Here is a 25,602-nt window from a genome sequence, read left to right on the forward strand (position 1 = left end):
ATTGCAACGGCTTGTAAGGGGTTGCTGTGCGAAACCGTCGTTGGCATCCGTCAGCCGATTTCGCAGAGTTTCCCTTTAGGCGCCTTACGAAAAACGTGACGAACGTAGTATGTTCGGGGCTGAATCGTTTTTCCTGGAGACGGCTATTCACCCGCTACACCTACGAAGAGTCACGGGTCAGAGGCACCCCCGGCATGATAGAGCTCGAACAAGAAGATCCAATCCCGCAAGGCGACTTGGCCCTGCAAATCACCGCGCTTCCGCGTGAAACCAATGGCTTTGGCGATATTTTCGGCGGCTGGCTGGTGGCGCAGATGGATTTGGCTGGCACCGCAATGGCCAGCAAGGTCGCCGGTGGTCGCGTGGCCACCGTGGCGATCGATCGCATGGCGTTCCTGGTGCCGGTAGCGGTGGGTGCTCAGCTGTCCTTTTATACCCAGGCGCTGGAAATCGGCCGCAGCTCGATCCAGATGATGGTCGAAGTCTGGAGCGACGATCCACTGTCCAGCGAATGGCGTAAAGTGACCGAAGCCGTCTTCGTGTTCGTCGCCATCGACGGCAGCGGCCGCACTCGCTCGGTTCCGCCTAGAGCTCGTTAAACCGGAGCTGGTAAAAACGGAGCCTGTAAAAAAACGGTGCGTTAAACCCGGCGACCGTTTTGCGGTCCATTGCAGTCCTGTTCCTGATCGAGAGTTGCCCCATGAGCACGCCCAACGTTGAAACCGTGAAACTGGATGAACTGAACTGCTGGCGCATCCGCCACGGTCAGGCCGAATTGCTGGTGGCCCAGCAAGGAGCGCACATCCTCAGTTATCAATTGGCTGGTGAACCGCCGCTGATCTGGCTCAACGACGAGGCGGTATTCAAGACTGGCAAGAGCATCCGAGCCGGCGTGCCGGTGTGCTGGCCATGGTTCGGCAACCTGTCGCGCAACCCGCAGAGCGTCCAGGCCATGCGCGTCAGCCAGGAACCGTCGACCGCCCATGGCCTGGTGCGGGCAATGGACTGGGAACTGGGTGGCATCGAAACCGAAGGCGAAAGCCTGAAGATGGAATTCGTCCTGCCCTACCCCGAAGGCGGTCTGCCGGGATGGCCGCATCAGGTGGACTTGAAACTGAGCATTCGTCTGGATGAGCAGTTGCATATCAGCCTGACGAGCGAAAACAAGGGCGCCGAACACGTCACGATCAGCCAGGCATTGCACAGCTATTTCGCGGTTAGCGATGTGCGCAACGTGCACGTTGAAGGGCTGGATGGCTTGAGTTATATCGAAACCCTGGACGACTGGAAAACCATCACTCAGACCGGTGATCTGCGTTTTATCGGCGAGACCGACCGCATCTATCTCAATACCCCGCCGAAGCTGAGCATTGTTGACCCGCACTGGGAACGACGCATCGAACTGACCAGCAGCGGTTCGCGCTCTGCGGTGATCTGGAACCCCTGGATCGACCGCGCTGCAGCGTTCAGCGACATGGCTGACGATGGCTGGCAGCGCATGCTGTGCATTGAAACGGCGAATGTGATGGGGGATGTGGTGACGTTGGCACCGGGGCGAGTCATACCCTGGGCGTGAGCATCGCCAGCAAACCGCTTTAAGATCAAAAGATCGGGCCGCGTTCGGACGATCTTTTTTGGTATGCGCGATTACAAATCCGACTCTTTGACCACTCGCACCTGCGCCGCATCCAGCGCATACGCTGCATCCGCCAGATCGTTATTGACCGTCTCGATCTTCAGCGTGCCGGTCACCCACAGCGGCGTGTAGATGTCATTCAACTTCAAGCCTTTGGGATAACGCACCAGCACCAACTGGTTAGGTGGTGGTGGCGGCACGTGGATGCAAGCGCCCGGGTACGGCACAAGGAAAAACAATGTGCTGCGGCCCTTGGCGTCGGATTCCAGCGGCACCGGATAACCGCCAATACGGATGTGTTTGTCGTTCATCGACGGCACGGTTTTGGTCGAGTACATCACCGCCGGCAAGCCCTTGCTCTGCTTCATGCCACCCTTTTGGGTAAAGGTGCCGTTGGCTTCCGGGGAGTTGTGATCGATTTCGGGCATTGCCTCGAGGGCTTTCTGGTCCGACTTGGGCATCAGTTCGAGCCAGTCGGTTTCCGGCAGTTCGCCGGCATGGGCCAAACCACTGCCCAGGAAGAGAAGAGTCAACAGAAGACTGCGCATGAAAGTGCTCAGTAAAGGATAGGACAATGTGACGATGACAACGCCGAGCATTCTAGCCCTCTCCAGCGATGACGCAGAGAGGGCTTTGTCGCTTCAATCAGTTGTTTTTTTTGATCAGGCCGTAGATCACCAACAACACCACTGCGCCTACCAGCGCACCGAGGAAACCTGCGCCCTGACCCGCATGGTAGATACCCAGGGCCTGGCCGCCGTACGTGGCCGCCAGCGAACCGCCGATACCGAGCAGGATGGTCATGATCCAGCCCATGCTGTCATCGCCCGGTTTCAAAAACCGAGCCAGCAGGCCGACGATCAAGCCGATAAAGATGGTTCCGATAATTCCCATGGCATTTCCCTCTGATTGATTTGGATATGTCAAAAGCCTAGACAGACCTTGGCATCCTGCCATCAGAGAACGGCGGCCCCTGAAGGTTCCGCCGCTGCCACATGAAACTATTCGGCGATGAGCGCTTCGACCTTGAGGATCTGCACAGCCAACGTCTCACGGTCTGCACAGCGCAAATTGGCGTGACCGACCTTGCGGCCGACCTTGAAAGCCTTGCCGTAGTGATGCAAATGGCAGTCGTCGATCGCAATCACTTTCTCTACGGGCGGCACGACACCGATGAAGTTGAGCATCGCGCTCTCGCCGACCTTGGCCGTCGAACCCAGCGGCAGACCGGCGACGGCCCGCAGGTGGTTTTCGAACTGGCTGCACTCGGCGCCTTCGGTGGTCCAGTGCCCGGAGTTGTGCACGCGCGGGGCGATTTCGTTGGCCTTGAGGCCGCCGTCGACTTCGAAGAACTCGAACGCCATCACGCCAACGTACTCCAGCTGCTTGAGTACCCGGCTGGAGTAATCTTCAGCCAACGCTTGCAGCGGGTGATCGGTGCTGGCCACGGACAGCTTGAGGATGCCACTGTCGTGGGTGTTGTGAACCAGAGGATAGAATTTCGTTTCGCCATCGCGGGCACGCACGGCAATCAACGAGACTTCGCCAGTGAACGGCACGAAACCTTCCAGCAGGCAGGCGACGCTGCCCAGCTCGGCAAAGGTGCCGACCACGTCTTCAGGCTTGCGCAGGACTTTCTGGCCCTTGCCGTCGTAACCCAGGGTGCGGGTTTTCAGCACGGCCGGCAGACCGATGGAAGCCACGGCGGCGTCCAGGTCGGCTTGCGACTGGATGTCAGCGAACGCGGGGGTCGGAATCCCCAGGTCCTTGAACATGCTCTTTTCGAACCAGCGATCGCGGGCGATGCGCAGTGCTTCAGCGCTCGGGTACACCGGGACGAATTGCGACAGGAATGCCACGGTTTCGGCCGGGACGCTTTCGAACTCGAAGGTCACCAGATCGACTTCATCGGCCAACTGACGCAGGTGATCCTGATCGCCGTAATCGGCCCGCAGGTGTTCGCCCAATGCGGCTGCGCAAGCATCCGGCGCCGGATCGAGGAAAGCGAAGTTCATGCCCAGCGGAGTGCCCGCCAGCGCCAACATGCGACCCAATTGGCCGCCACCGATTACACCGATCTTCATCGTCAACAACCTCAGGCGATGCGTGGGTCTGGATTGTCCAGGACGCTGTCTGTCTGCTCAGCGCGGAATTTCTTCAACACGGTATGAAATTGCGGATGCTTGGCGCCCAGGATGCTCGCCGAGAGCAGCGCTGCGTTGATCGCGCCGGCCTTGCCGATGGCCAGGGTGGCAACCGGAATGCCTGCAGGCATTTGCACGATAGACAGCAGCGAATCGACGCCCGAGAGCATCGACGACTGTACCGGCACGCCCAGCACTGGCAGGTGGGTCTTGGCCGCACACATGCCTGGCAGATGGGCCGCGCCACCGGCACCGGCGATGATCACCTCGATGCCACGGGCCTCGGCCTCTTCGGCATACTGGAACAGCAGGTCCGGGGTGCGGTGGGCAGAGACCACTTTCACCTCGTAAGGGATGCCGAGCTTTTCCAGCATATCGGCGGTGTGGCTAAGGGTGGACCAATCGGACTTGGAGCCCATGATCACGCCAACCAGTGCGCTCATCGTCGTGCCTCTTCTCTCTGGGCGCCCGCAGGCGCGTCAAAAAACAACAAGCCACGCAGAAGTGCGTGGCTTGATTGTAGGAAAAATGGCCGGACGAACCGGCCGAAGGCCGCGCAGTATACCTCAATGAAGCAGATAAACAGCCCCCGATGCGACCATCTGTCATACGACGCAAAGTGCCGGTTTTATTGACCCGAAGGTCAGGCGAAAACGTTGCAAATCGACCTGGCCTGTGGGCGCCAGGCTTGCCTGTAATGCCAGTCAGTTAAGAGATAGAACAAGGGATGAGTAACCTGTGGCGAGGGAGCTTGCTCCCGCTGGGCCGCGAAGCGGCCCCCTTTATCCCCAAAAAGAGGGGGACTGCTTCGCCCCAAGCACGGACCGGTCCAACGGGAGCAAGCTCCCTCGCCACAGGTTCAGTATCACGCTTAACTGACTGGCAAGGCTGGCGCCGACAAAACCTTATTGACCGGTGGTGGTTTGTGCAGCGCCGCCCTCAAGTTTGCGCCAGAGCAACCGCACGTTGGCCTTGCGCACCAGCGCGCAGCGATACAGACGAATCTCCAACGGCACATGCCATTGCGGGCCGCCGCAGACCACCAATTCGCCGCGAGCCAGTTCGGCGCGCACACTCAGTTGCGGTACCCAAGCGATGCCTAGGCCTTCCAGCGCCATGCTTTTCAGGCTGTCGGCCATGGCGGTTTCGTAAATAGTGGTGAATCGCAGGGCCCGCTGGCGCAACAGCAAGTTCACGGAACGCCCAAGAAACGCACCGGCGCTGTAGGCCAATAGCGGTACGCTGGCCTCGCCTTCCAGGTCGAACAACGGCTTGCCGTCGGCATCGGCCGCGCAGACCGGGAGCATTTCAGTGTCACCCAGATGCAGTGACGGGAAAATCTCCGGGTCCATTTGCATCGCCGAGTCCGGATCATAGAACGCCAGCATCACATCACATCCGCCTTCACGCAGCGCATGCACCGCATCACCGACGTTGGTGGCCACCAGTCGCGTGGCGATATTCAATCCTTCGTTGCGCAATTTTGCGATCCAGCGCGGGAAAAAACCCAGTGCCAGGGAGTGAGCGGCGGCGATTTGTATCACCTCGCCCTGCCCGCCTTCCAGGTGATGAAGGTGGCGCAACACTTCACCCAATTGTTCGACCACCGTACGCGCAGTAACGAGAAACAGCTGACCCGCCGCTGTCAACTCGACGGGTGTACGGGAGCGATTGACCAGTGTCAGCCCCAGCGCGGCTTCGAGGCTGCGGATCCGTCGGCTGAATGCCGGTTGGGTCACGAAGCGTCGCTCAGCCGCTTGGGAGAAGCTGCGGGTGGCGGCCAGAGCACTAAAGTCCTCGAGCCATTTGCTTTCCAGATTCATCACGCCCTCCCGGACACGCACCAATTTAGGTCACACGCTCGCCGCGCATACGGCGTCACACGGGCATTATGCCGAATGTGCATAGGCTAGTGTTTAACAGCATTGGCCCAAAATTCTTCACAAGCCTAGCATTTGATGCGTTCCGGCATAGACCGGGTCCATATCGAGATGATTTCTATCATGTCTTCCGCTGCATCTTTCCGCACAGAAAAAGACCTGCTTGGCGTACTCGAAGTACCTGCGCAAGCGTATTACGGCATCCAGACCCTGCGAGCGGTGAATAACTTCCGCCTTTCCGGTGTTCCGATTTCGCATTACCCGAAACTGGTTGTCGGTCTGGCAATGGTCAAACAGGCCGCCGCTGACGCCAACCGCGAGTTGGGTCACCTGAGCGAAGCCAAGCACGCGGCCATCAGCGAAGCCTGTGCCCGATTGATCCGCGGCGATTTCCACGAAGAATTCGTGGTGGACATGATTCAAGGCGGCGCTGGCACTTCAACCAACATGAATGCCAACGAAGTCATCGCCAACATCGCGCTGGAGGCCATGGGCCACAGCAAGGGCGAATACCAGTACCTGCACCCGAACAACGACGTGAACATGGCGCAGTCGACCAACGACGCCTACCCGACCGCGATCCGTCTGGGTCTGCTGCTGGGTCACGACGCGCTGCTGGCCAGCCTCGACAGCCTGATCCAGTCGTTCGCCGCCAAAGGTGAAGAATTCAGCCACGTTCTGAAGATGGGTCGTACCCAGCTGCAAGACGCTGTGCCGATGACCCTGGGCCAGGAATTCCGCGCCTTCGCCACCACCCTGAGCGAAGACCTGGCGCGCCTGAAGACCCTGGCGCCTGAATTGCTGACCGAAGTGAACCTGGGCGGCACCGCGATCGGTACCGGCATCAACGCCGACCCGCGTTACCAGGCCCTGGCCGTTCAGCGTCTGGCTCTGATCAGCGGTCAACCGCTGGTGCCAGCCGCCGACCTGATCGAAGCCACCTCCGACATGGGCGCCTTCGTGCTGTTCTCCGGCATGCTCAAGCGCACCGCGGTCAAGCTGTCGAAGATCTGCAACGACCTGCGTCTGCTGTCCAGCGGCCCACGCACCGGCATCAACGAAATCAACCTGCCAGCGCGTCAGCCAGGCAGCTCGATCATGCCAGGCAAGGTCAACCCGGTTATTCCGGAAGCGGTCAACCAGGTGGCGTTCCAGATCATCGGCAACGACTTGGCCCTGACCATCGCTGCCGAAGGCGGCCAGCTGCAACTGAACGTGATGGAGCCGCTGATCGCGTTCAAGATCTTCGACTCGATCCGCCTGCTGCAACGCGCCATGGACATGCTGCGCGAGCACTGCATCGTCGGCATCACCGCCAACGAAGAGCGCTGCCGTGAACTGGTTGAACACTCGATCGGCCTGGTCACTGCGCTGAACCCGTACATCGGCTATGAAAACGCCACCCGCATTGCCCGTATCGCCCTCGAAAGCGGCCGCGGCGTGCTGGAACTGGTGCGCGAAGAACGGTTGCTCGACGAAGACATGCTCGCCGACATCCTGCGCCCGGAAAACATGATTGCTCCGCGTCTGGTGCCTCTGAAGGCTTAACCGAACGCAGGCTCTTTTGAAGAGCACCGCTCACCAGGTCGAGGGACTAGACACCTCTCACCTTTTGAGGGCTTGGGGATTTGTTCCCTCAAGCCCTTTTTTTAACCCTTGCGGATTTTCCGAACATGTTGAGTGTTTTCAGTGCCGCCAAGATCGCAGCCTTCGACAGCTTCTACAGGGTTTGACCCCCTATTGAAGCTGCCGAAGGCTGCGATTTTTTGATTTTGCAGCGCTCTCGTTTCGTCGCTTGCACCACAATCGTGCAGACGGACGGCACTCACCTTATGTATAGTGCCGGCCCTCTTCGCTTGAGCGGTCGTCGATAACGAGACCCAAACCCATGCGAAACCCGAACTAATAAAACCCGCGATATGGGAACGGGACGAACCTTCGATCCACCTGCTGTGCCACGCGCAGGCCGGTGTAACACGAGGTGTCGGACCATCCAGTATTCGCACACACAAAAAACAGCGAGGAAAACTCCATGCTCGAAGTCATCAACGACTTCCTCTCAGGGAAAGTACTGATCGTGCTCATTGTCGGGCTCGGTAGCTACTTCACGATCCGCTCGCGTTTCGTTCAGTTCCGTCATTTCTTTCACATGTTCGCGGTGTTCCGTGACAGTCTGCGCAGCAGCTCCGAACAACTCAGCTCGTTCCAGGCCCTGATGCTCAGCCTCGCCGGCCGCGTCGGTGCGGGTAACATCGCAGGTGTCGGCATCGCCGTGACCCTCGGCGGCCCCGGTGCGGTGTTCTGGATGTGGGTGACCGCGTTGGTCGGCATGTCCAGCAGCTTCTTCGAATGCTCCCTCGGCCAGCTCTACAAGCGCTGCGACTCCGAAGGCCAGTTCCGTGGCGGCCCGTCCTTCTACATTCAGCACGGCCTGCAGAAGCGCTGGCTGGGCATGATCATGGCGTTCCTGCTGCTGATCACCTTCGGCTTCGCTTTCAACGGCCTGCAAGCCCACGCCGTGACCCACTCGCTGAACAACGCGTTCGGCTTCGACACCACTTACACCGGGCTGGCCCTGGCGGTGTTGCTGGGGCTGGTGTTCATCGGCGGGATCAAGCGAATCGCCAAGGTCGCTGACCTGCTGGTACCGGTGAAAACCCTGGTGTACATCGGCGTGACCATCTACGTGATCGTGCTGCAGTTCGACCACGTTCCGGGCATGTTGATCACCATCGTCAAAAGCGCCTTCGGTCTGGACCAGGCGTTCGGCGGCCTGATCGGCAGCGCCATCGTCATGGGCGTGAAGCGCGGCGTGTTCGCCAACGAAGCAGGCCTGGGCAGTGCGCCGAACGTGGCCGCTGTGGCCTCGGTCGAGCACCCGGTCGCGCAAGGCGTGGTTCAAGCGTTCAGCGTGTTCCTCGACACCTTCGTGATCTGCACCTGCACCGCGTTGCTGATCCTGCTGTCGGGCTTCTACACTCCGGGCTTCGAAGGCGACGGCATTGCCCTGACCCAGAACTCCCTGGCTGCCGTGGTCGGTGAATGGGGCCGGATGTTCATTTCCGTAGCCTTGGCGTTGTTCGTGTTCACCTCGATTCTCTACAACTACTACCTGGGCGAGAACAACCTGCGCTTCCTGATCGGTGAAAACCGCAAGGCGCTGATTGGCTATCGCGCGCTGGTATTGGTACTGATTTTCTGGGGTGCCATCGAGAACTTGAACACGGTGTTCGCGTTCGCCGACATCACCATGACCCTGTTGGCCTTCGTAAACCTGATCGCGCTGTTCCTGCTGTTCAAGGTCGGCATGCGCATCCTGCGTGACTACGATGACCAGCGCGCTGCCGGCATCAAGACTCCAGTATTCGATTCGAGCAAGTTCCCGGATCTGGACCTGGACCTGAAAGCGTGGCCAGCCAATCCGCAAGCCGCCGCTCCAAAGGCCGAAGCCGAGCCACAAGGCGTGACCGCAGCGCAACGCTGATCGGTAAAAAACCGGGCGCATCCCCTGCGCCCGGCGTGACACAGCGTTCGGTCGGCGTCATGCTCGGCCTGACGCTGTGGCAGCTTGATGAGGCTGCCGTTCAGGGTTCAAGCCTGTAAGACCGCATTGCGGCCTTCGCGAGCAAGTCGGATCGCCGCACCGCCGCCCCCACAGTTTTCGGAGACACCCATGAATTCCTCGACTTTTCCTGCGGCCCAGCACGTCATGGTGTTGTACACCGGTGGCACCATCGGCATGCAAGCCAGTGCCCACGGCTTGGCGCCGGCGTCCGGTTTCGAAGCACGGATGCGCGAGTATCTGCACAGCCAGCCTGAGCTGGTGGTGCCGCAGTGGCGCTTTCGCGAGATGGCGCCGCTGATCGACAGCGCCAACATGACGCCCGCCTACTGGCAACAACTGCGTGAAGCGGTGGTCGACGCCGTTGATGTCCAGGGCTGCGACAGCGTGTTGATCCTGCATGGCACCGACACCCTGGCCTACAGCGCTGCGGCCATGAGCTTTCAGCTGCTCGGCCTGCATGCGCGCGTTGTGTTCACCGGCTCCATGTTGCCGGCCGGCGTGACCGACAGCGATGCCTGGGGAAACCTCAGCGGTGCGTTGGTTGCCCTAGGCCAGGGCCTGGCGCCGGGCGTTCATCTGTACTTCCACGGCGAACTGCTCGATCCGACCCGCTGCGCGAAGGTTCGCAGTTTCGGTCGTCATCCGTTCAAACGGCTGGAGCGTCAGGGCGACGGCGTGAAAGCGTCCTCGATACCTGAGCGACTGAACTACAACCAGCCTAAACAGCTGGCGAAGGTCGCGGTGCTGCCGCTGTTCCCCGGCATCGGTGCCGATCAACTGGATGGCCTGCTCAACAGCGGTATTGAGGGTCTGGTACTGGAATGTTATGGCAGCGGTACTGGGCCAAGCGACAACCCCGAGTTTCTCGCCAGCCTGGAACGGGCGCGGGACAAAGGTGTGGTGGTGGTCGCGGTTACGCAGTGCCATGACGGTGGTGTGCAGCTCGACGTGTACGAGGCGGGTAGCCGCTTGCGGGATGTCGGTGTGTTGTCTGGTGGTGGCATGACTCGCGAGGCAGCGTTTGGCAAGTTGCATGGGCTGCTGGGTGCAGGGCTTGAGATCGCTGAAGTTCGGCGGTTGGTTGAACTCGACCTGTGCGGCGAACTCAGCTGACACAGCACAATCCCTGTGGCTTTTGTGGCGAGGCGGCATTCAGACAAGCCCCCTCGCCACAAAAGCCCACAGGGTCGTCATTGGGCATATAACTTGCTCCTCTTCCAGCATGCCCAACGCTGGAACCACCTATGCTCCACTCTCACCTCACCACCCTCAACGCCGTCTCCCTGGTGCTTGACACCTTCAAGGCCGAAGGCCTGTCCAGCGAAGCATTGCTGGCCGGCAGCGGCATCAGCGCGGCGGATCTGAGCCGGGCGGACACGCGCATCACCACCAATCAAGAGATGCTGGTTTGCGCCAACGCCGTCGCGTTACGCCGCGATATCGGCCTGGAACTGGGTCGGCGGATGCATGTCTCGTCCTATGGCATGCTCGGGTACGCTTTACTCACCAGCGCCACTTTAGGTGACGCCTTGCGGTTGGCGCTGCACTATCCGGCGCTATTGGGAACACTGTTCGAGTTGAGCCTGGAGGAAGCGGGCGAACGCATCTGGCTCACCGCCAGCGACTATCGGGAAAATCCGGCGCTGGCGCCGTTCAATGTCGAGTTTTGCCTGGTCTCGATGAAAGTCACCTGCGAAGACCTGCTCGGCCACCCTCTGCCTCTACTCGGCGCACGCTTTGAACACCCGGCGCCGGATTATCAGGCGCGCTACGCTGAGCGTTTCGACTGCCCCTTGCAGTTCGATGCGGTGTCCAACGCCTTTGCCTTCGATAAATGCTGGCTCGAACAACCTCTGCCGCTGGCCGACACCATTACCCATCAAGCCATGGCCGAGCGCTGTCGCAAGCAAAACACCGAATTCACCGGGCGTCAGGCCTGGCTCGGGCGGATTCGCCAACTACTCGCCGCACAATTGAGCGCGGCACCAGGCTTGGAGGGGCTGGCCGAACAGTTGAACTGCTCGGCGCGCACGCTGCGTCGACACCTGAAGGATCTGGGGTGCAGTTATCAGGAACTGCTCGATGAATTGCGATTCGAGCAGGCCAAGCGAATGCTCTGTGAAGACCACATGCCGATCTATCGAATCGCCGAGGCGCTGGGTTTCAGCGAGACCGCAAGTTTCCGACATGCGTTTGTACGCTGGAGTGGCGTGGCGCCGAGTCAGTTCCGGCCGTGATCTACCCCTGCGAGGGGCGAATTTCGGTCAAATATTTTGGCCATATCAATCCCCTTTTGGCCTTTCCTGCCGTTCTCCCAAACGCCGCCCCGCCGCAAGACTGTGCGCAACCGAATCAGCCTGCGGAGCGCAAAAAATGCTGACGATCTACTCGGACGATCACCACCTGCATCACGGCCGTTGTGAATTGATGGACGGGCAATTGATGCCCTGCTTCGAAATGCCCTCGCGGGCCGACCATGTGCTGCAACGCGTGCAGAACCAAAACCTTGGCCCGGTCGAGGCGCCGCAGGATTTCGGTCTCGGGCCGATCGAGCGCATCCACAGCCGCGACTACCTCGACTTCTTCAAAGGGGCCTGGGCGCGCTGGACCGAATTCAATACCGACGGCGACTTGCTGCCCTATACCTGGCCGGCCCGCACCTTGCGCCGAATCATGCCCACCAGCCTGCATGGCCAACTCGGCTATTACAGCTTTGACGGTAGCGCCCCGATTACCGCCGGCACCTGGCAAGCGGCGTATAGCGCGGCGCAAGTTGCCCTCACGGCCCAAGCGGGGATCCAACGCGGAGCCCGCAGTGCTTTCGCCTTGTGCCGTCCACCGGGGCATCATGCCGCCCGCGATTTGATGGGCGGTTATTGCTACCTCAACAACGCCGCCATCGCCGCTCAGGCATTCCTCGATCAGGGCCACAAAAAGGTCGCGATCCTCGATGTCGATTACCACCACGGCAACGGTACCCAATCGATTTTCTACGAGCGCAGCGACGTGCTATTCACCTCGATCCATGGCCATCCGCAAGCCGAGTTCCCATTCTTCCTGGGCTACGAAGATGAACGCGGTGAAGGCGCAGGCGAAGGGTTCAACTTCAACTACCCGTTGCCCGCCGGTTCAGGCTGGGACAGTTGGAGCGCGGCGCTGGAGCAGGCCTGCAAAGCGATCGGAAAGTACGGCGCCGACATCATCGTCGTGTCCTTGGGCGTCGATACCTTCAAAGATGACCCGATCTCCCAATTCAAACTCGACAGCCCCGATTACCTGGCGATGGGCGCGCGCATCGCGGGTCTCGGCAAACCGACGCTGTTCGTGATGGAAGGCGGTTACGCGGTGGAAGAAATCGGCATCAATGCCGTGAACGTTCTCGAAGGTTTTGAAAGCGCCCAATGAGGCATTAGAAGAAATGAACTGACTCAAGCGCTTTTCCCCACGATCCGGGCCAAAGACCCGCGCGCCAGTGCGGGGCTTTTTTATCTGCGCCCCCTCTCCCCCGGCTGAATCGTCAACCCATCCCTTGGCGTCATTTACTGCCGCGCACCTGAAAACGATGGGCTTTTTTGTACCCAATACATATGTACCACCTGGACCGGTTGGCACCTGATTACTGTCGGTTTGGAACGGCATTAATGCCCTAACATTATCCAACCGGTTCCGATCCCATGAGCGAGAAAACCCGAACGAACACCGCCTCCCTGCTGTTGAACAAAAGCCGTCTGGTGAAACAGACCAGCAGCGGCCCGACCCTGCATGACGCAGCTGCCCAGCTGTTGCGAAACGCGTTGAAAAAACGTTATAGCGACCAAAACATCGATCCCGGCAAGGCCATGCTGGTGTCCCCCGTATGGCGCCAGCGAAACGAAGTTCTCGTCTCCAACAGCAGCCATTACGAATCGTTGACCCATGCACTGGCGCGTCAGGCTTTCACCCAAGCGACCGCCAACTACATCGAGGGTGAACACTTTCTGACCCAGACACCCCATATCGCCGAACCTATTCATCTGCCGGTCAGCATGGACGCGATTACCTCGGTGCTGAACGAATGCGCACCTTCATTGTTTGTGGCTTTCGAACAAAGCCAGCTCGACTACTGGAATAAAACCGTTGGCTCACTGCCGCGCTGGCAATTGCTGTCCGACACCCTCAAAGAGGCGCTCGACGTTCAGTCGGTCAATGGCTGGAACTCGGATCAATGCACCCTCGGGCGCCTGGTTTCGCAACACCCCGACAAGGCATCGCGCCCGGTGGCTGGTAGCGGATTGTCGAATGTCCGCGCCTGCCTGCTGGATCTCGATCATGCCTTCGAAATGGCCGAGGACAGCGTCACCCGGCACTTGATGCTGCCCGGTGCTCTGGTGCTGACGGCGACTCAAGGCACCCGTGAGCTGATCGTGATGTACACGATCTCCAACGGCTACGAATCGTTCAGTTCGATGGAGCAACTGGGTGCCGCCCTCCCCGAACGGATCGACATCGACTTCAGCGGCTACAGCCTCAAGTGGCGCCTCTACGAACCCGAGGGCAACATTTTCGATGCCATGGCCCGGGCACTGGTGGGCTGTCAGCTCGACGCCATCGATACACTCGACCCGACCAGCCGTTCGCCCTTGGCCCGACTCGCGTCCAGACAGATCGTGAACAACACGCTCAGTGCCAGGGATAGCGCACGCGTCGAGCAGCTGAAGAACGCAATACCCAAGTGGCTTTCGGCAGGCTCACACGACGATATCCAGGCCTATAGTGGCTACCTGACTGATTTGGGCATCCTCAGAGGCGGTGTGGACAGTGACGCTTTCGACGTCGAAGACATCCCGATCATTCAAAGCTATGCCCAACAGCAAATGCGTGACGCCATCGTCGCCGAAAAAGCTGACGAAGACCCAGTGAAATTGCATCTGGATGATATTCGGATCACCGTCACGCACAGCTTCGAAGCTGGCGGCTTCACCCTACCCGACCCGCGCAGCCGCAGCATCGAAACCCTTGGCGAATTCGCCCTGCAAAACACCCGCCCCTACAGCGCGACGGTGGCTTATGCCAATGGAACCGCCGCACCGGACTGGATGACGGTCACGTTTTTGTTAAGCATGGCCAACGAGGTCAACATCGGCGAAACCTATCCGCAGTTGATCAAGCGCACGCTCATCGACGACCCGGTCCAGGCCCGGCGTCACAAAACCCGCTACTGCCGTCAGCTGCCATTGCTCCTGCCGTTGCGGGCGCTGGAGTGCAAACTCAAAGGTGAAGGGGGGGTCGATGAACAAGGTTACCGTCAGGTTTGCCAACTGATGGAGTCGATCGAAAACAACACGCCAGTAACCGAATGGCCAGTGCAGATTCGTCCGCTGGCGTTTATGCCGCATTTTCGTTTTGGCAGCACACCGGACACCGTGGCGAATATGTACATCATCGGCCCTCGCAAAGGCTTGAGCGGGCCCTGCCTGCTTTATCGACCCTTGCTGGATCAAACGTTGCGCCAGTTCCCGTCCGAGCAAAACATGCTGTACGCGTTTTACCAGCCGAGCGAACTGCGCGATTCGATACTGGCCTGGCTGCCCACCAATGCGTTGAATTTCGAATACGCCCAGTATGTGTTTTCCACTGGCACCCCCTCGCCGTGGACCATTACCGACCTGGCCTTCGAACCCTTTATCCACCTCGACCTCACCGCCTCTGTCGAGCTGGCAAATACGCCTCTGAGCAGCGATATTCTCGCGACCCTGTTCACCCACAACAGCCAGGCCATGACTCAGCTCGCCGACCGCCAATCGACCTCAAATGCCGAGCGTCGCTGGGCATTGCTGGCCGACAGTGGTTGGGCGATTTTCAGCGTGGCGACCAATTTCCTCAGTGGCCCGGCAGGCACCGCAATCTGGGTCTGGCAAAGCATCAGCCAGATCCAGCAGGCTCTGGACGCCCATGAGCGTGGCGACACGAGCATGGCGTGGTCTTCGATTGGCAATGTCCTGTTGACCTTGGGCATATTGCTCACCCAGAGGATCGCGACACGACGTATTCGGTTCTCAAGCCCAGAAAGCGAAAATACCCCGCCGAAAAGCCTGTCGGAGGGCGAGCCTGTAAACGTCACGCCGCCGCTCACAAAGCCGTCGATGATCGCGCAGAACCCAAGCCCGCTGGGCGCCGAATTGCCCGAGGCTCATCTCTCCGCCCTGGCACCGGCCGCCCAGACCCGCGCTGACAAAGGAACGAGATTTTTACAGCACATCAATCAACTCATGGTTCCGGAACCGCAGCTGCCCGAAGGTGCGCAAGCTGATTCCGATCATCTCCATCCATTCGCGGGCAAACGCTACGCCAAGGTCGGTGAGCGCTGGTTTCAGGTCAGTGCCGAAACGGACGAACCGGTTTTCGTCGTTGATCCAGACGATTCCTCGCGGCCCGGATTGGGAATCAGGTTCGACACCGCCGAAGGTCAATGGGTGTGGGATCTGAAATTGCGCTTGCGCGGCGGTGGCCCAACCGGCCGGATCCAGGCGTTTCGGCAAGCAAGAGCCAAGAAAAAGGAAGAGGCGTGGGCCGCGCTGCATCAGTTCATCGCACAGGAACCCACTCGTAAGGCCAATCTGGAGGTGGCCTTAAAACTTTTGGAGGATGACGACATATCAACGGCCTCCGACGCAGCCATCGCCACTTACACCTCGACGGCCAATGACTTGGCCAATGGATATGACCAGGCACTGCAAGACCTCGAAAAATGGCACGAAGCGGGAGGCGCCGGCGTGTTTTACCAGTCGCAGTTAATGCGCTTCACCGTTGAACAGCACCGCTACATCAACGGCTGGCTGAGAATGAAGTTGCGCGAGTACGCAAAAAACGTCGTACCTCTCCAGGCAGAGGCCTCGACCACGATGACCCGTGCCAAACAGATGGAGACCGCACAAAAGGCCATTGCCGTGAGCGATGAAATAGTTGACCGTCTCGGTCGCCTGGACAGCTCACTGGAAAAGCTAATGAGCCGTACAGGTCCCGCCCGCAAGGTCGCCAGTGACCTGAAACGGTTACAGCCTTCATTTTCGCGCTATGACCTTTATGCCAATGAAATCGGCATGTCCACCGAGCTCTGCCTGCGTGAGGTGTCGGGCAGCGACATCAGTCAGACACGTCAGCTAGTCGTAAAAATTTTCGATAATGCAGGTGATGCGGGTCACATGCTCGTCGAGCGGCGCGAAGCCGCGCAATCTGCTGACACCCAGACACAGGATGTGGAACAGCTGACCCTCCTGGTTGACCGTCTGGCGGACTGCGAACGGCGTCTGCGGGAGCTGTCAGTCCGCTCGTCCGATCAACTGGAGCCGGTGAGATTCAAGCGCGTTCAGGAACTGATCGCGCAATTGCATCAAGTGGCGCGCAATCGCCTGCTCGAGTTGCTTCCGGAACCGGAAGCAGTACCGGTCGCTGCGATGTCCAGACTTGAACCGATACCCTCGACTTCAAGAGCCATCGGCAAAGTCAGCAAATCCCGGCCACGGGTCGTTGACGCACAAAAGACCCCTTCTACAGAAAGTCTGGAATCTGTCGAAAAAGTCCCCATCGTCAAAGCGAGGCGCGGTAGCCAAGCACAAGCGGCAACCATGAGTGATGAAGGCATCATCTCCAACGGGCTCGATTTGAGCATCAATCTCAACAAGTTCATAAGCCGTACGCGCACCGATGCTCAACGTTCCTCGCGTGTGCCGGCGGACATGAAAGATCTGTTTGATCAACAGGCGACCCGGCTTGATCAAGCCGCCGATACCGTTAAAGAAGTTCTTGTTCGCAACAGCTCCAGGTTCGGTGTCACGAGTTTGCCCGCAGAACTGCATGACGGGGCGAACAAGCTGCGACGCGAAGGCGTCAGCGTCTACGGCGCCATGCTCATGAAACGCAAACCTCGGGAAACCTATCTGCAATGGCTTGACGAAAACAACCAGGTAAAGATCGTAAAGGATGAGCGCGGCCGCATCAGAACCAAACAGCGCAACGACTACTTTCAGGAATATAAAATCCTCGACAAGACTCACAACGACAAGGCGCTATGGGTAGCGCATTTTCATTATGACAACCTCACCGATCCGGATGACCGGTTTACCGTCGCGCACCTCAAGTTTGCTGATGCCTATCTACAGGAACAACCCGCGAAGACCCGACAGGAACTCGATACCTTTGATGCGGTGGATAACGCGCTGCGCCGTATCGTCAATCCGACAGTGCGGGACCTGTTTCTGAAACCCGAACCGAAAGCATGACGCAACGGTAAAAAGCCACACCTGATCAGTCGCACCAGACCTTGCGCAAACGGGCCAGGGCCGCTTCGATCGCGGGCTCTGGTACCGCGGCAAAACCCAGTACCAGCCCGGCTCGCTGATCCAATGGGGTCTGCGAGTCGGGCAGCCAGTAATTGCTCAATCCGTTGACCTCGACCTCGACACTTTCGGCGTATTCGATCAACTCACGTTCGCGGGCCACGCTGCTCACCGGCACAGTCATGTGCAACCCGGCCATCACCGCGGGCAGGTTGCCAACGCCCTCGATGCTCATCGGCCAATGGTTCAACAAACAATTGCGTCGGCTCAGCGCCGCGCGCCGCATGCGCCGGATATGCCGCTGGAAATGGCCGGCGGCCATGAACTCGGCCATGATCGCTTGAGTACTGACTTCGGAATGTCGCATATCCACCGCCCGACGTTGCGCGAACGCGTCCACCAGGCTCGGCGGCAAAACCAGATAGCCCAGACGCAATGCCGGAAACGCAACCTTGCCGAATGTTCCGACATACAGCACTCGCCCCTGCCGGTCGAGTGCCGCCAACGGGGCCAGCGGTGCGCCGCTGTAGCGGTATTCGCCGTCATAGTCGTCCTCGACGATCCAGCCCTGGGTGCGTTCAGCCCAAGCCAATAATTCGAGGCGTCGCGCCAGGCTCATAACCACCCCGGTCGGGTACTGATGCGACGGTGTGACATACGTCAGCCGACAATCGCCGAGTTCCGCCAGTTGCGCACACTCGATGCCTTCGCTGTCCACTGCCACGCCCTGCAATCGCGCGCCGGCCACTGCGAATGCATGACCCGCCGCCTGGTACCCCGGATTTTCAATCGCCACTGTGTCGCCTGGTTCCACCAGCAGCTGTGCACAAAGGCTGATTCCCTGCTGTGCACCACTGGTGATTACTATTTGTCCAGCGGTGCACTGCATGCCCCGCGAACTGCGCAAATAAGCGGCAATCAGCCCACGCAGTCGAGCATCGCCAGCCGGATCGCCATAACACAGTTGCTGTAAATCCGGCTTACGCCAGAAAGCCGCATTCAGCTTGGCCCAGACCTCGAAAGGAAACAGATCGAACGCCGGAACGCCGACACGAAATGCCCGAGGCGGACCACTGGGAGGCAAGGCCAAATGGTTCTTTTCAACCCTGCCCAAAGCACCCCTGTGGATAACTTTACTGGATGAAATCACAGGTAAATCCAGCCAATTTGTGGATAAGGCTGTGGGTAACCCTGTTGAAAACCCTGTGGATACTTTTGTGGATAATTTTGTGGATAATTTTTTTACCGATACCGCGGCTTGAGGCAATTGCGCGACATAAGTCCCGTCGCCAACACGTCCCTCGATGAAGCCCTCAGCGTAAAGCTGATCGTAGGCACGGACCACGCTGTTACGGGATATCGATAACGCCGCCGCCAGATCGCGACTGGCTGGCAGTCGTGTGCCGCTGGCCAATCGTCCGTCGAGCACTCGCACCCGCAGCGCTTGGTAGAGCTGACGACTCAGGCCCTGACGGCGGTCAAGTTCGATACCCGCGGGGTTGAATGAAGAAGGAAGCGGCATGTTCGACATGATAATGGACCTATGAAATTGGTCATTAATGGCTCTTACAACAGACCAATAGCCTGCCTAGGATGCAGGCATTCGCCAAGGAAAATTTCCATGTACACGCCCAGCACTTTCGCCATCGATGATTTGAACGAACTGCATCAGCAGATTCTCGGGACTCGTCTCGCGGTCTTGGTCACCCACGGTGAGCAAGGCCTGCAAGCCAGTCATCTGCCATTGCTGCTGAACGTCGACCACGGCCCAAATGGCACCCTTTACGGCCACCTCGCCCGGGCCAATCCGCAATGGCGTGAATTGCAAAACGGCGCCGAAGCGCTGGTGATTCTTGCCGGTGCGGATGCTTACGTCAGCCCGGGGCTTTACCCGAGCAAAGCCGAGCACGGTAAAGTCGTGCCAACCTGGAACTACGTCGCCGTGCATGCCTATGGCAAGGCCGAAGTTTTCACCGATGCGGAACGCCTGCGCACTCTGGTCAGCGCTCTGACTGATCGTCATGAAGCGGGTCGCGCCCATCCATGGAAAGTCGCCGATGCCCCCACCGATTACATTGACGGGATGCTCAAGGCCATCGTCGGTTTTGCCTTGCCGATCCAGCGTCTGGAGGGCAAACGCAAGCTCAGCCAGAACCGCAATGCTGCAGACATCGCCGGTGTGCGCGAGGGGCTGGCCACCAGCCCTGATGTGCACGACCAGGCCCTCGCCCACTTGATGCATTAAGGAACCCCCATGAGTCAGATCGACATCCGCCAGGTCACCGCCGACGATCACGCTGCCTGGCTGCCGTTGTGGCAAGCCTACTTGCGCTTCTACAACACCGAATTGCCCGATGCAGTCACCCAGAGCACCTGGCAGCGCCTGCTCGATCCGAGCGAGCCGACCCACGCGGCGCTGGCCTGGGCCGATGGCAAAGCGGTGGGCATGGTGCATTTCATCTATCACCGCTCGAACTGGAGCATCGAAAACTCCTGTTATCTGCAAGACTTGCTGGTAACGCCCGAAACCCGTGGCACCGGTGTTGGCCGGCAACTGATCGAATACGTCTACGCCACGGCCAAGGCCGATGGGTGCTGCGAGGTTCATTGGCTGACCCACGAAACCAACGCCACCGCGATCCAGCTCTATGAGCGAATCGCCGAGCGTCCCGGCTTCATCCAGTTTTGCCACGCCCTATAAGGTTCAAGGAGAGCAGCATGTCGATTTCACTCGCGGACTGGAAAGGCGTTCCGCCACCCTCGGTTCAACTGATCGAAGGGCGTTTCATTCGCCTGGAAAAACTTGACCCGCCCCGTCATGCCGATGGCCTGTGGAAAGCCCTGGAGGGCCCGGGCTCTGATCCGAAACTCTGGGACTATTTGCCTTATGGTCCTTTCCCGGAGCGCAGCGCTTTCAACGATTGGCTGAACAACCATGCGGCCAACAGCGACCCGTATTTCTTCACGGTGATCGACCGGGCCAGCGGCGACGTGCAGGGCATCCTCAGCCTGATGTCGATTGTCCCTGCTCAGGGCCGCATCGAGATCGGCCATGTGACCTTCGGCGCAGCGATGCAACGCTCCCCAAGAAGCACCGAGGCGGTTTACTTGCTGGCCAGGGAATCCTTTGCCTTGGGTTACCGGCGTCTGGAATGGAAATGCAATAACGGCAATGCCCGCTCCAAGTACGCGGCCGAGCGGTTGGGGTTCAGTTTTGAAGGGGTGTTTCGCCAGCACATGGTGGTCAAGGGACAGAACCGAGACACGGCGTGGTATTCGATTCTGGATTCGGAGTGGCCAGCGATTGGCGCGGGGTTCGAGCGGTGGCTGTCCGATGAAAACCAGACGGAATCGGGGCAGGTGAAAACGTTGGTGGAGTGCCGCACCTGATGATCGTTCCCACGCTCCTGCGTGGGAATTCAGCCACGGCTCTGCGTTCGATCCGGAAGGCGACGCAGAGCGTCGCGGGATGCATTCCTTTGCTACGCGTGGGAACGATCTTTCAAACCAGTTTCTGAGCGAGCACCGCAATATGCTCCGGCCCGATCCCGCAGCAACCGCCCAAATGGCTGGCCCCACGCTTCTGCCAATCAGCCGCCCATTGCAGGTAGCCCGGCGGGTCGAGATCGTCGCGCAACGGGTCCAGACCGTCATTGGCCGTGGCCTCTTTCGGCTGCGGAGGGAAGGCATTGGCGTAGGCGCCGATGTAAATCTTCACACCCAGGCGTTCAAAGGTTTCCCGCGCCGCATCAATCGCAGCGCCGATCACTTCGGGCTGGCTGCAGTTAAACAGCAAGGTCTCGACGCCCAACTCAGCCGCCACCGCGGCAGCCTCAGCCACAGGCTCACCGGAACGCAAACGCGGCACTTCGTCGGTGTCTTCATCCTTTAAGGTAAACGACAGCCAGAATGGTTTGCCGTCCTTTGGCAGACCCGCATGGATCGCCCGAGCCTCGACGATCGAGCTCTGGGTTTCCGCCAGCCACAGGTCGACATGCGGCGCCAGACCGTTGACCAGAGGGGTCAGCAATTCAGTTACCCGCGCAGCGTCGAACAGGTCCGGGCGATAGGAGCCGAACAACGGCGGCAATGAACCGGCCACACGCACCGGTTTGCCCGCCGCATCGACCGCACGACGGGCCAGCTCACCGGCCAATGCCGCGAGGGCCTGGCCTTCAGCGGCAAAACGCTCTTCGCCTATATGGAACGGCACCACCGCATAACTGTTGCTGGTGATGACGTTAGAACCGCTTTCAATATAGGCTGCGTGCACCGCCTCCACCGCTTGCGGCGCTTCGCTCAAGGCCAGCGCCGACCACTCGGGCTGCCTGAACGGTGCCCCGCGGCGTTGCAGCTCACGACCCATGCCGCCATCCAGAATTACCGTATTTGCGCCCATATGCTTTTCACTCATAAGCTTATGAAAATAACTCACTATCAGAGTCGTTCTTATAACTATTTAATACGCTCCACTCGGTTAATAACAACCTCTTTTTTTCAGGGATCCAACTGTGAAATTCCAACCGCTGCTGGCCCTGGGCCTGACAATTATGGCTGCCTCCACTCACGCCTTTGCAGGCGCCACCCTGGATCGCATCGAGCAAAAGAAAGAACTGGTGGGCGTGCTGATGGAAAGCTATCCACCTTTCTCGTTCCTCAACGATCAAAACCAGCTCGACGGTTTCGATGTTGACGTGGCCAAGGCCGTGGCGGACAAACTGGGCGTCAAGCTGCGCCTCGAAACGCCGTCCTGGGACGTGATCGCCGCCGGTCGCTGGAGCGGGCGTTACGATATCTGCATCTGCTCCATGACGCCGAGCAAGGCTCGCGCCGAAGTCTTCGACTTCCCGGTCGAGTACTACGCCTCCCCTGCCGTCATCGTGGTCAACGCCAAGGATGACAGCATTCACAACGCCAAGGACCTGAGCGGCAAAAAAATCGGCCTCACCAGCGCCTCCAGCTATGAAAGCTACCTGAACAAAAACCTGGTGATCGAAGGCGCCGAAGACACCCAACTGCAGTACCCGTTCGAGAATGTGCAGATCGCCCCGTATGACACCGACAACGTCGCGTTCCAGGATTTGGGCCTGGGCGCTGGCGTGCGTCTGGATGCGATCCTCACCAACCTTGTCACTGCCCAACCACGCCTGAACGAAGACAAGCGTTTCAAACTCGCCGGCCAGCCGCTGTACTCGGAACCGAACTCGGTGGCCATCGAAAAAGGCGACGTGCAGTGGAACAGCAAAGTGCGTGAAGTTTTCGCTCAGTTGAAACAAGACGGAACCCTGAGCAAACTGTCGCAAAAATGGATTGGCGCCGACATCAGCAAATGACTTCTTTCCCCAAACCACCTCAGCCACCGCAACCGGTGGCTGAGTCGTTGCTGCAACGGATTTTCGGTTTCCGCACGCGGCTGTACCTGACCTGGGCGGCGATGTTCGGCTTGTTCGCGAGTTTCTTCCTGAGCTTCGACCTGAAGTTCTCGATCATCCTCGACAAACTGCCGAACCTGATCGGCCTGCACCTGGCGCCCAACGGCTTTCTGCAAGGTGCGGCGCTGACATTGTTTTTGTGTCTGTGCTCGATCGTGACGTCTTCGCTGCTAGGATTCATCACCGCCCTGGCGCGGCTGTCGAAAAGCGCCGTGGCGTTCGGCATCGCGAGCTTCTATGCCTCATTCTTTCGCGGTACACCGCTGCTGATCCAGATCCTGCTGATCTACCTCGGCCTGCCACAACTCGGCATCGTGCCAGGCGCCATCGCCGCCGGCATCATCGCCCTGTCGCTGAACTACGGCGCCTACCTGAGTGAAATTTTCCGCGCCGGCATCCTCGGCGTGCCCCACGGTCAACGTGAAGCGTCGCTGGCCCTGGGCATGCGCGAAACCGTGATCTTCTGGCGCGTCACCCTGCCCCAAGCCATGCGCACCATCATCCCGCCTACCACCAACCAGTTCATCTCCATGCTCAAGGACTCATCACTGATCTCGGTGATGGGGGTTTGGGAAGTGATGTTTTTGGCGCAGTCGTATGGGCGCTCGAGCTATCGCTATATCGAGATGCTGACCACGGCGGCGGTTATTTATTGGGTGATGTCGATTGGATTGGAGCTGATTCAAGCGCGGATGGAGCGGCATTATGGGAAGGCGTATTTGAGCCGTAGTTAGGTTTAAAACAGAGAAATCCAACCTTCGGCAACTACGGGCGTACGAAAATCTACGTAGGCGTTGCCGAAGGCTCGGGCCGCGCTCGGACAATCTTTTGATCTTCAACGTGTGGCAGATGCGTTTTTTTGAAGATGCGATAGCCCCCGCATCTTGATTCGATGTAAGAAAAAGCATCAGCGCGAACAGATAAAATCAGCCGGTCTCAAACGACTGGCCATTTTCTACACAACCCATCTGACACTCCCCGCAAGCCCGTCGGAAGCAGCTGACATCGGCACCTATAGCCTCCCTCTTAGAGTTTGGCCTCTACTCAAAAGAGGCTGTACTCGATGCCCATTCAACATAAATACATACCCCATCACCTTGTCCTGGCCATTGCACTTGCAGCTGGTTGTGCAGAGTTCTCCCTGGCCCAGCAACTGAAGCCTCAAGTCGACGCCGACGCAAAGCCCAGCAAAACCCGAAAAAAAGCCACCAAACCTGTAGCCCCCGCTGGCAGTGTGTTTGAAGAGCCCACCGTAAGCGCTTCAGTGCCTACGGTCGAGGGTACGGCCACAACAAGTAACGCAGACATGAATGTTGTTGCTCTTCCCGGTAACCACGACCAAAGCACCGTCCACACCGTGCTGAACGCCGGAAATGTTGAAGGTGAGTTCGGACAAGTCACCAGCAATCTGGCATTCATGACGCCAGAGGCTTCCTATAGTGACACTCAAGTGGCGCTGACCCGCAACGATGTGCCGCTTGAGACGGTTGCCACCTCTGCCAGCGGGCAGGCCCTGGCCCGCAGTGTAGACACCCCCAAAACCGTGATCACCAACGCCGCCATCGGCGCGCTGCTGGCCAGTAACAAGGCCACTGCCTCCGTCGCCATTGAACAATTGACCGCAAGTAGCAACGCCAACCTCGCAAAAGCCACTTTAAGCAGTGTCAGCCCTGTCAGTACCAGCATGCTCTCAGCCATGCGTCAGCTGGATAACGGCACGGGCAATGTTTCCGACAAAGCTCCACGCGTTGCCACTGGCAGTGAAAACAGCGGCCGCGTATGGCTTCAGGCATTGGGCAATGGCGGCAAAGTCGAGAGCGACGCCGACAACACGCTGAAACATTCCACCCATGGCTTGGTTTTGGGCGCCGACTGGCGGCTCGACGAGCAATGGTATGTCGGGGTGATGGGCGGAAAATCGCAGACGAAACTCGATGCCCGGCAATTCGAAGGCGATCTCGACAGCTGGCACCTGGGTGCTTATGCAGTGCGCCAGGACGGCCCATTGACGCTGCGTCTCGGTGCGACCTTCGCCAACCATGAAGGCAGCAGCAAACGTCGGGTCGCGTTCAACGGATTCAGCGACCGCCTCAAAGGCAGTTATGACGCCAACACCCAACAAGCCGTCGCCGAAGTGGGCTTCAACCTGGGCAGCAACAATGTGACGATCGAGCCATTCGCCAGCCTGGGTTATCAGCGCTACCAACGGGACAGTCACACCGAAAAAGGTGGAGATGCGGCGTTGAAAATCTACGGGCAAACCCAGGACAACTTCAGTAGCACCTTCGGCTTGCGCACGGCGAAACTGAACACACTGGATAACGGCATGCGCCTGACTCCGCGATTCAGCGCCGGCTGGGAACACACCTACGGCGAGCTCGACAGCGAAACCCGCCAACAGCTGGTCAAGGGCGGGAAACATTTCGACATTGCCGGGGCAGCGTTTGATCGCGACAGCCTGTCGCTTGATGCCGGGCTCGACCTGGGGCTCTCGGTCAACCACACGCTGGGCGTGGGCGTCACTGGGAAGATCGGCACTGACAGTCGCAATCATAGCGTGATGGGACAGTGGCGGATGGCGTTCTGATTCACCCGTCATTCACTGATTCAGCACAACACCTTGTGGGAAC

At 59.1% G+C, this 25,602-nt stretch carries 20 protein-coding genes and 1 pseudogene; 14 read left to right on the forward strand and 7 right to left on the reverse strand.

The window, feature by feature from the left end:
- Nucleotides 1-194: 194 nt before the first annotated feature.
- Together LOY56_RS26385 and LOY56_RS26390 are read left to right on the forward strand one after the other, a co-directional pair.
- Nucleotides 195-599, forward strand: coding sequence for an acyl-CoA thioesterase (locus tag LOY56_RS26385; protein WP_007896491.1), 405 nt, complete (start codon nt 195-197; stop codon nt 597-599).
- Nucleotides 600-700: 101 nt separating this feature from the next.
- Nucleotides 701-1,599, forward strand: a pseudogene (locus tag LOY56_RS26390) (D-hexose-6-phosphate mutarotase).
- Nucleotides 1,600-1,647: 48 nt separating this feature from the next.
- Here the strand turns inward: LOY56_RS26390 and LOY56_RS26395 are convergent.
- The 5 genes from LOY56_RS26395 to LOY56_RS26415 all read right to left on the reverse strand — a co-directional run bounded on the left by LOY56_RS26395 (nt 1,648) and on the right by LOY56_RS26415 (nt 5,603).
- Nucleotides 1,648-2,184, reverse strand: a complete 537-nt coding sequence (locus tag LOY56_RS26395) for a DUF3299 domain-containing protein (RefSeq protein WP_258618331.1) — start codon at nt 2,182-2,184, stop codon at nt 1,648-1,650.
- 97 nt (nt 2,185-2,281) lie between these two features.
- The gene (locus tag LOY56_RS26400) at nt 2,282-2,530 is read right to left on the reverse strand and encodes a GlsB/YeaQ/YmgE family stress response membrane protein (RefSeq protein WP_258618333.1); all 249 of its coding nucleotides are present in this window, start codon (nt 2,528-2,530) and stop codon (nt 2,282-2,284) included.
- A gap of 107 nt (nt 2,531-2,637) precedes the next feature.
- Nucleotides 2,638-3,720, reverse strand: a complete 1,083-nt coding sequence (locus tag LOY56_RS26405) for a 5-(carboxyamino)imidazole ribonucleotide synthase (RefSeq protein ID WP_258618335.1) — start codon at nt 3,718-3,720, stop codon at nt 2,638-2,640.
- Nucleotides 3,721-3,731: 11 nt separating this feature from the next.
- Nucleotides 3,732-4,223 carry a 5-(carboxyamino)imidazole ribonucleotide mutase gene (gene purE / locus LOY56_RS26410; RefSeq protein ID WP_003196369.1) on the reverse strand — a complete coding sequence of 164 codons (492 nt, stop codon included), beginning with the start codon at nt 4,221-4,223 and terminating at the stop codon, nt 3,732-3,734.
- A gap of 462 nt (nt 4,224-4,685) precedes the next feature.
- Nucleotides 4,686-5,603: a LysR substrate-binding domain-containing protein gene (locus LOY56_RS26415; RefSeq protein WP_258618337.1), complete on the reverse strand. Its 918-nt coding sequence runs from the start codon at nt 5,601-5,603 to the stop codon at nt 4,686-4,688.
- Between the two features lie 180 nt (nt 5,604-5,783).
- Between LOY56_RS26415 and aspA the strand changes: the two genes are divergently transcribed.
- The 6 genes from aspA to LOY56_RS26445 all read left to right on the forward strand — a co-directional run bounded on the left by aspA (nt 5,784) and on the right by LOY56_RS26445 (nt 17,483).
- Entirely contained in the window at nt 5,784-7,208 is a 1,425-nt protein-coding gene (gene aspA, locus LOY56_RS26420) for an aspartate ammonia-lyase (protein WP_258618339.1), read from the forward strand.
- Between the two features lie 484 nt (nt 7,209-7,692).
- Nucleotides 7,693-9,144, forward strand: a complete 1,452-nt coding sequence (locus LOY56_RS26425; RefSeq protein ID WP_258618342.1) for a sodium:alanine symporter family protein — start codon at nt 7,693-7,695, stop codon at nt 9,142-9,144.
- A 189-nt stretch (nt 9,145-9,333) separates the two neighbouring features.
- Nucleotides 9,334-10,338 carry an asparaginase gene (locus LOY56_RS26430; RefSeq protein ID WP_258618343.1) on the forward strand — a complete coding sequence of 335 codons (1,005 nt, stop codon included), beginning with the start codon at nt 9,334-9,336 and terminating at the stop codon, nt 10,336-10,338.
- 131 nt (nt 10,339-10,469) lie between these two features.
- Entirely contained in the window at nt 10,470-11,462 is a 993-nt protein-coding gene (locus LOY56_RS26435) for an AraC family transcriptional regulator (RefSeq protein ID WP_258618345.1), read from the forward strand.
- Between the two features lie 136 nt (nt 11,463-11,598).
- The gene (locus LOY56_RS26440; protein WP_258618347.1) at nt 11,599-12,630 is read left to right on the forward strand and encodes a histone deacetylase family protein; all 1,032 of its coding nucleotides are present in this window, start codon (nt 11,599-11,601) and stop codon (nt 12,628-12,630) included.
- A gap of 269 nt (nt 12,631-12,899) precedes the next feature.
- A complete protein-coding gene (locus tag LOY56_RS26445) occupies nt 12,900-17,483 on the forward strand; it encodes a dermonecrotic toxin domain-containing protein (RefSeq protein ID WP_258618352.1) in 4,584 nt (1,527 codons plus the stop codon).
- Nucleotides 17,484-17,508: 25 nt separating this feature from the next.
- Here LOY56_RS26445 and LOY56_RS26450 read toward each other — a convergent pair whose 3' ends face one another.
- The gene (locus LOY56_RS26450; RefSeq protein WP_258618353.1) at nt 17,509-19,071 is read right to left on the reverse strand and encodes a PLP-dependent aminotransferase family protein; all 1,563 of its coding nucleotides are present in this window, start codon (nt 19,069-19,071) and stop codon (nt 17,509-17,511) included.
- 90 nt (nt 19,072-19,161) lie between these two features.
- On the opposite strand from LOY56_RS26450, the gene LOY56_RS26455 reads away from it, so the two are divergent.
- From LOY56_RS26455 to LOY56_RS26465, 3 genes are read left to right on the forward strand one after another with little or no spacing between them, the layout of a single operon-like run.
- Nucleotides 19,162-19,785 (forward strand): FMN-binding negative transcriptional regulator, encoded by a 624-nt coding sequence (locus LOY56_RS26455; RefSeq protein ID WP_258618355.1) that lies wholly within the window; start codon nt 19,162-19,164, stop codon nt 19,783-19,785.
- A 9-nt stretch (nt 19,786-19,794) separates the two neighbouring features.
- Nucleotides 19,795-20,241, forward strand: a complete 447-nt coding sequence (locus tag LOY56_RS26460) for a GNAT family N-acetyltransferase (protein WP_258618356.1) — start codon at nt 19,795-19,797, stop codon at nt 20,239-20,241.
- Nucleotides 20,242-20,258: 17 nt separating this feature from the next.
- Nucleotides 20,259-20,930, forward strand: coding sequence for a GNAT family N-acetyltransferase (locus LOY56_RS26465; RefSeq protein ID WP_258618358.1), 672 nt, complete (start codon nt 20,259-20,261; stop codon nt 20,928-20,930).
- Nucleotides 20,931-21,042: 112 nt separating this feature from the next.
- On the opposite strand, the gene LOY56_RS26470 is transcribed toward LOY56_RS26465, so the two are convergent.
- On the reverse strand, nt 21,043-21,939 hold the full coding sequence (locus tag LOY56_RS26470) for a homocysteine S-methyltransferase family protein (RefSeq protein WP_258618359.1): 897 nt from the start codon (nt 21,937-21,939) through the stop codon (nt 21,043-21,045).
- A gap of 112 nt (nt 21,940-22,051) precedes the next feature.
- On the opposite strand from LOY56_RS26470, the gene LOY56_RS26475 reads away from it, so the two are divergent.
- From LOY56_RS26475 to LOY56_RS26485, 3 genes are all read left to right on the forward strand, one after another.
- Nucleotides 22,052-22,873 carry an ABC transporter substrate-binding protein gene (locus LOY56_RS26475; RefSeq protein WP_258618361.1) on the forward strand — a complete coding sequence of 274 codons (822 nt, stop codon included), beginning with the start codon at nt 22,052-22,054 and terminating at the stop codon, nt 22,871-22,873.
- Nucleotides 22,870-23,706: an amino acid ABC transporter permease gene (locus LOY56_RS26480; RefSeq protein ID WP_258618363.1), complete on the forward strand. Its 837-nt coding sequence runs from the start codon at nt 22,870-22,872 to the stop codon at nt 23,704-23,706. The genes LOY56_RS26475 and LOY56_RS26480 overlap by 4 nt, the downstream gene beginning before the upstream one ends.
- 329 nt (nt 23,707-24,035) lie before the next feature.
- Nucleotides 24,036-25,559: an autotransporter domain-containing protein gene (locus LOY56_RS26485; RefSeq protein WP_258618364.1), complete on the forward strand. Its 1,524-nt coding sequence runs from the start codon at nt 24,036-24,038 to the stop codon at nt 25,557-25,559.
- Nucleotides 25,560-25,602 lie beyond the last annotated feature (43 nt).

Origin of the sequence: Pseudomonas sp. B21-048, from assembly GCF_024748615.1 — a bacterium.
Lineage (GTDB): Bacteria > Pseudomonadota > Gammaproteobacteria > Pseudomonadales > Pseudomonadaceae > Aquipseudomonas.

Coding starts and splice junctions, on each gene's coding strand:
- LOY56_RS26385 (WP_007896491.1), top strand. CDS start 195: ATGATAGAGCTCGAACAAGAAGATCCAATCCCGCAAGGCGACTTGGCC.
- LOY56_RS26395 (WP_258618331.1), bottom strand. CDS start 2,184: ATGCGCAGTCTTCTGTTGACTCTTCTCTTCCTGGGCAGTGGTTTGGCC.
- LOY56_RS26400 (WP_258618333.1), bottom strand. CDS start 2,530: ATGGGAATTATCGGAACCATCTTTATCGGCTTGATCGTCGGCCTGCTG.
- LOY56_RS26405 (WP_258618335.1), bottom strand. CDS start 3,720: ATGAAGATCGGTGTAATCGGTGGCGGCCAATTGGGTCGCATGTTGGCG.
- purE (WP_003196369.1), bottom strand. CDS start 4,223: ATGAGCGCACTGGTTGGCGTGATCATGGGCTCCAAGTCCGATTGGTCC.
- LOY56_RS26415 (WP_258618337.1), bottom strand. CDS start 5,603: ATGAATCTGGAAAGCAAATGGCTCGAGGACTTTAGTGCTCTGGCCGCC.
- aspA (WP_258618339.1), top strand. CDS start 5,784: ATGTCTTCCGCTGCATCTTTCCGCACAGAAAAAGACCTGCTTGGCGTA.
- LOY56_RS26425 (WP_258618342.1), top strand. CDS start 7,693: ATGCTCGAAGTCATCAACGACTTCCTCTCAGGGAAAGTACTGATCGTG.
- LOY56_RS26430 (WP_258618343.1), top strand. CDS start 9,334: ATGAATTCCTCGACTTTTCCTGCGGCCCAGCACGTCATGGTGTTGTAC.
- LOY56_RS26435 (WP_258618345.1), top strand. CDS start 10,470: ATGCTCCACTCTCACCTCACCACCCTCAACGCCGTCTCCCTGGTGCTT.
- LOY56_RS26440 (WP_258618347.1), top strand. CDS start 11,599: ATGCTGACGATCTACTCGGACGATCACCACCTGCATCACGGCCGTTGT.
- LOY56_RS26445 (WP_258618352.1), top strand. CDS start 12,900: ATGAGCGAGAAAACCCGAACGAACACCGCCTCCCTGCTGTTGAACAAA.
- LOY56_RS26450 (WP_258618353.1), bottom strand. CDS start 19,071: ATGTCGAACATGCCGCTTCCTTCTTCATTCAACCCCGCGGGTATCGAA.
- LOY56_RS26455 (WP_258618355.1), top strand. CDS start 19,162: ATGTACACGCCCAGCACTTTCGCCATCGATGATTTGAACGAACTGCAT.
- LOY56_RS26460 (WP_258618356.1), top strand. CDS start 19,795: ATGAGTCAGATCGACATCCGCCAGGTCACCGCCGACGATCACGCTGCC.
- LOY56_RS26465 (WP_258618358.1), top strand. CDS start 20,259: ATGTCGATTTCACTCGCGGACTGGAAAGGCGTTCCGCCACCCTCGGTT.
- LOY56_RS26470 (WP_258618359.1), bottom strand. CDS start 21,939: ATGGGCGCAAATACGGTAATTCTGGATGGCGGCATGGGTCGTGAGCTG.
- LOY56_RS26480 (WP_258618363.1), top strand. CDS start 22,870: ATGACTTCTTTCCCCAAACCACCTCAGCCACCGCAACCGGTGGCTGAG.
- LOY56_RS26485 (WP_258618364.1), top strand. CDS start 24,036: ATGCCCATTCAACATAAATACATACCCCATCACCTTGTCCTGGCCATT.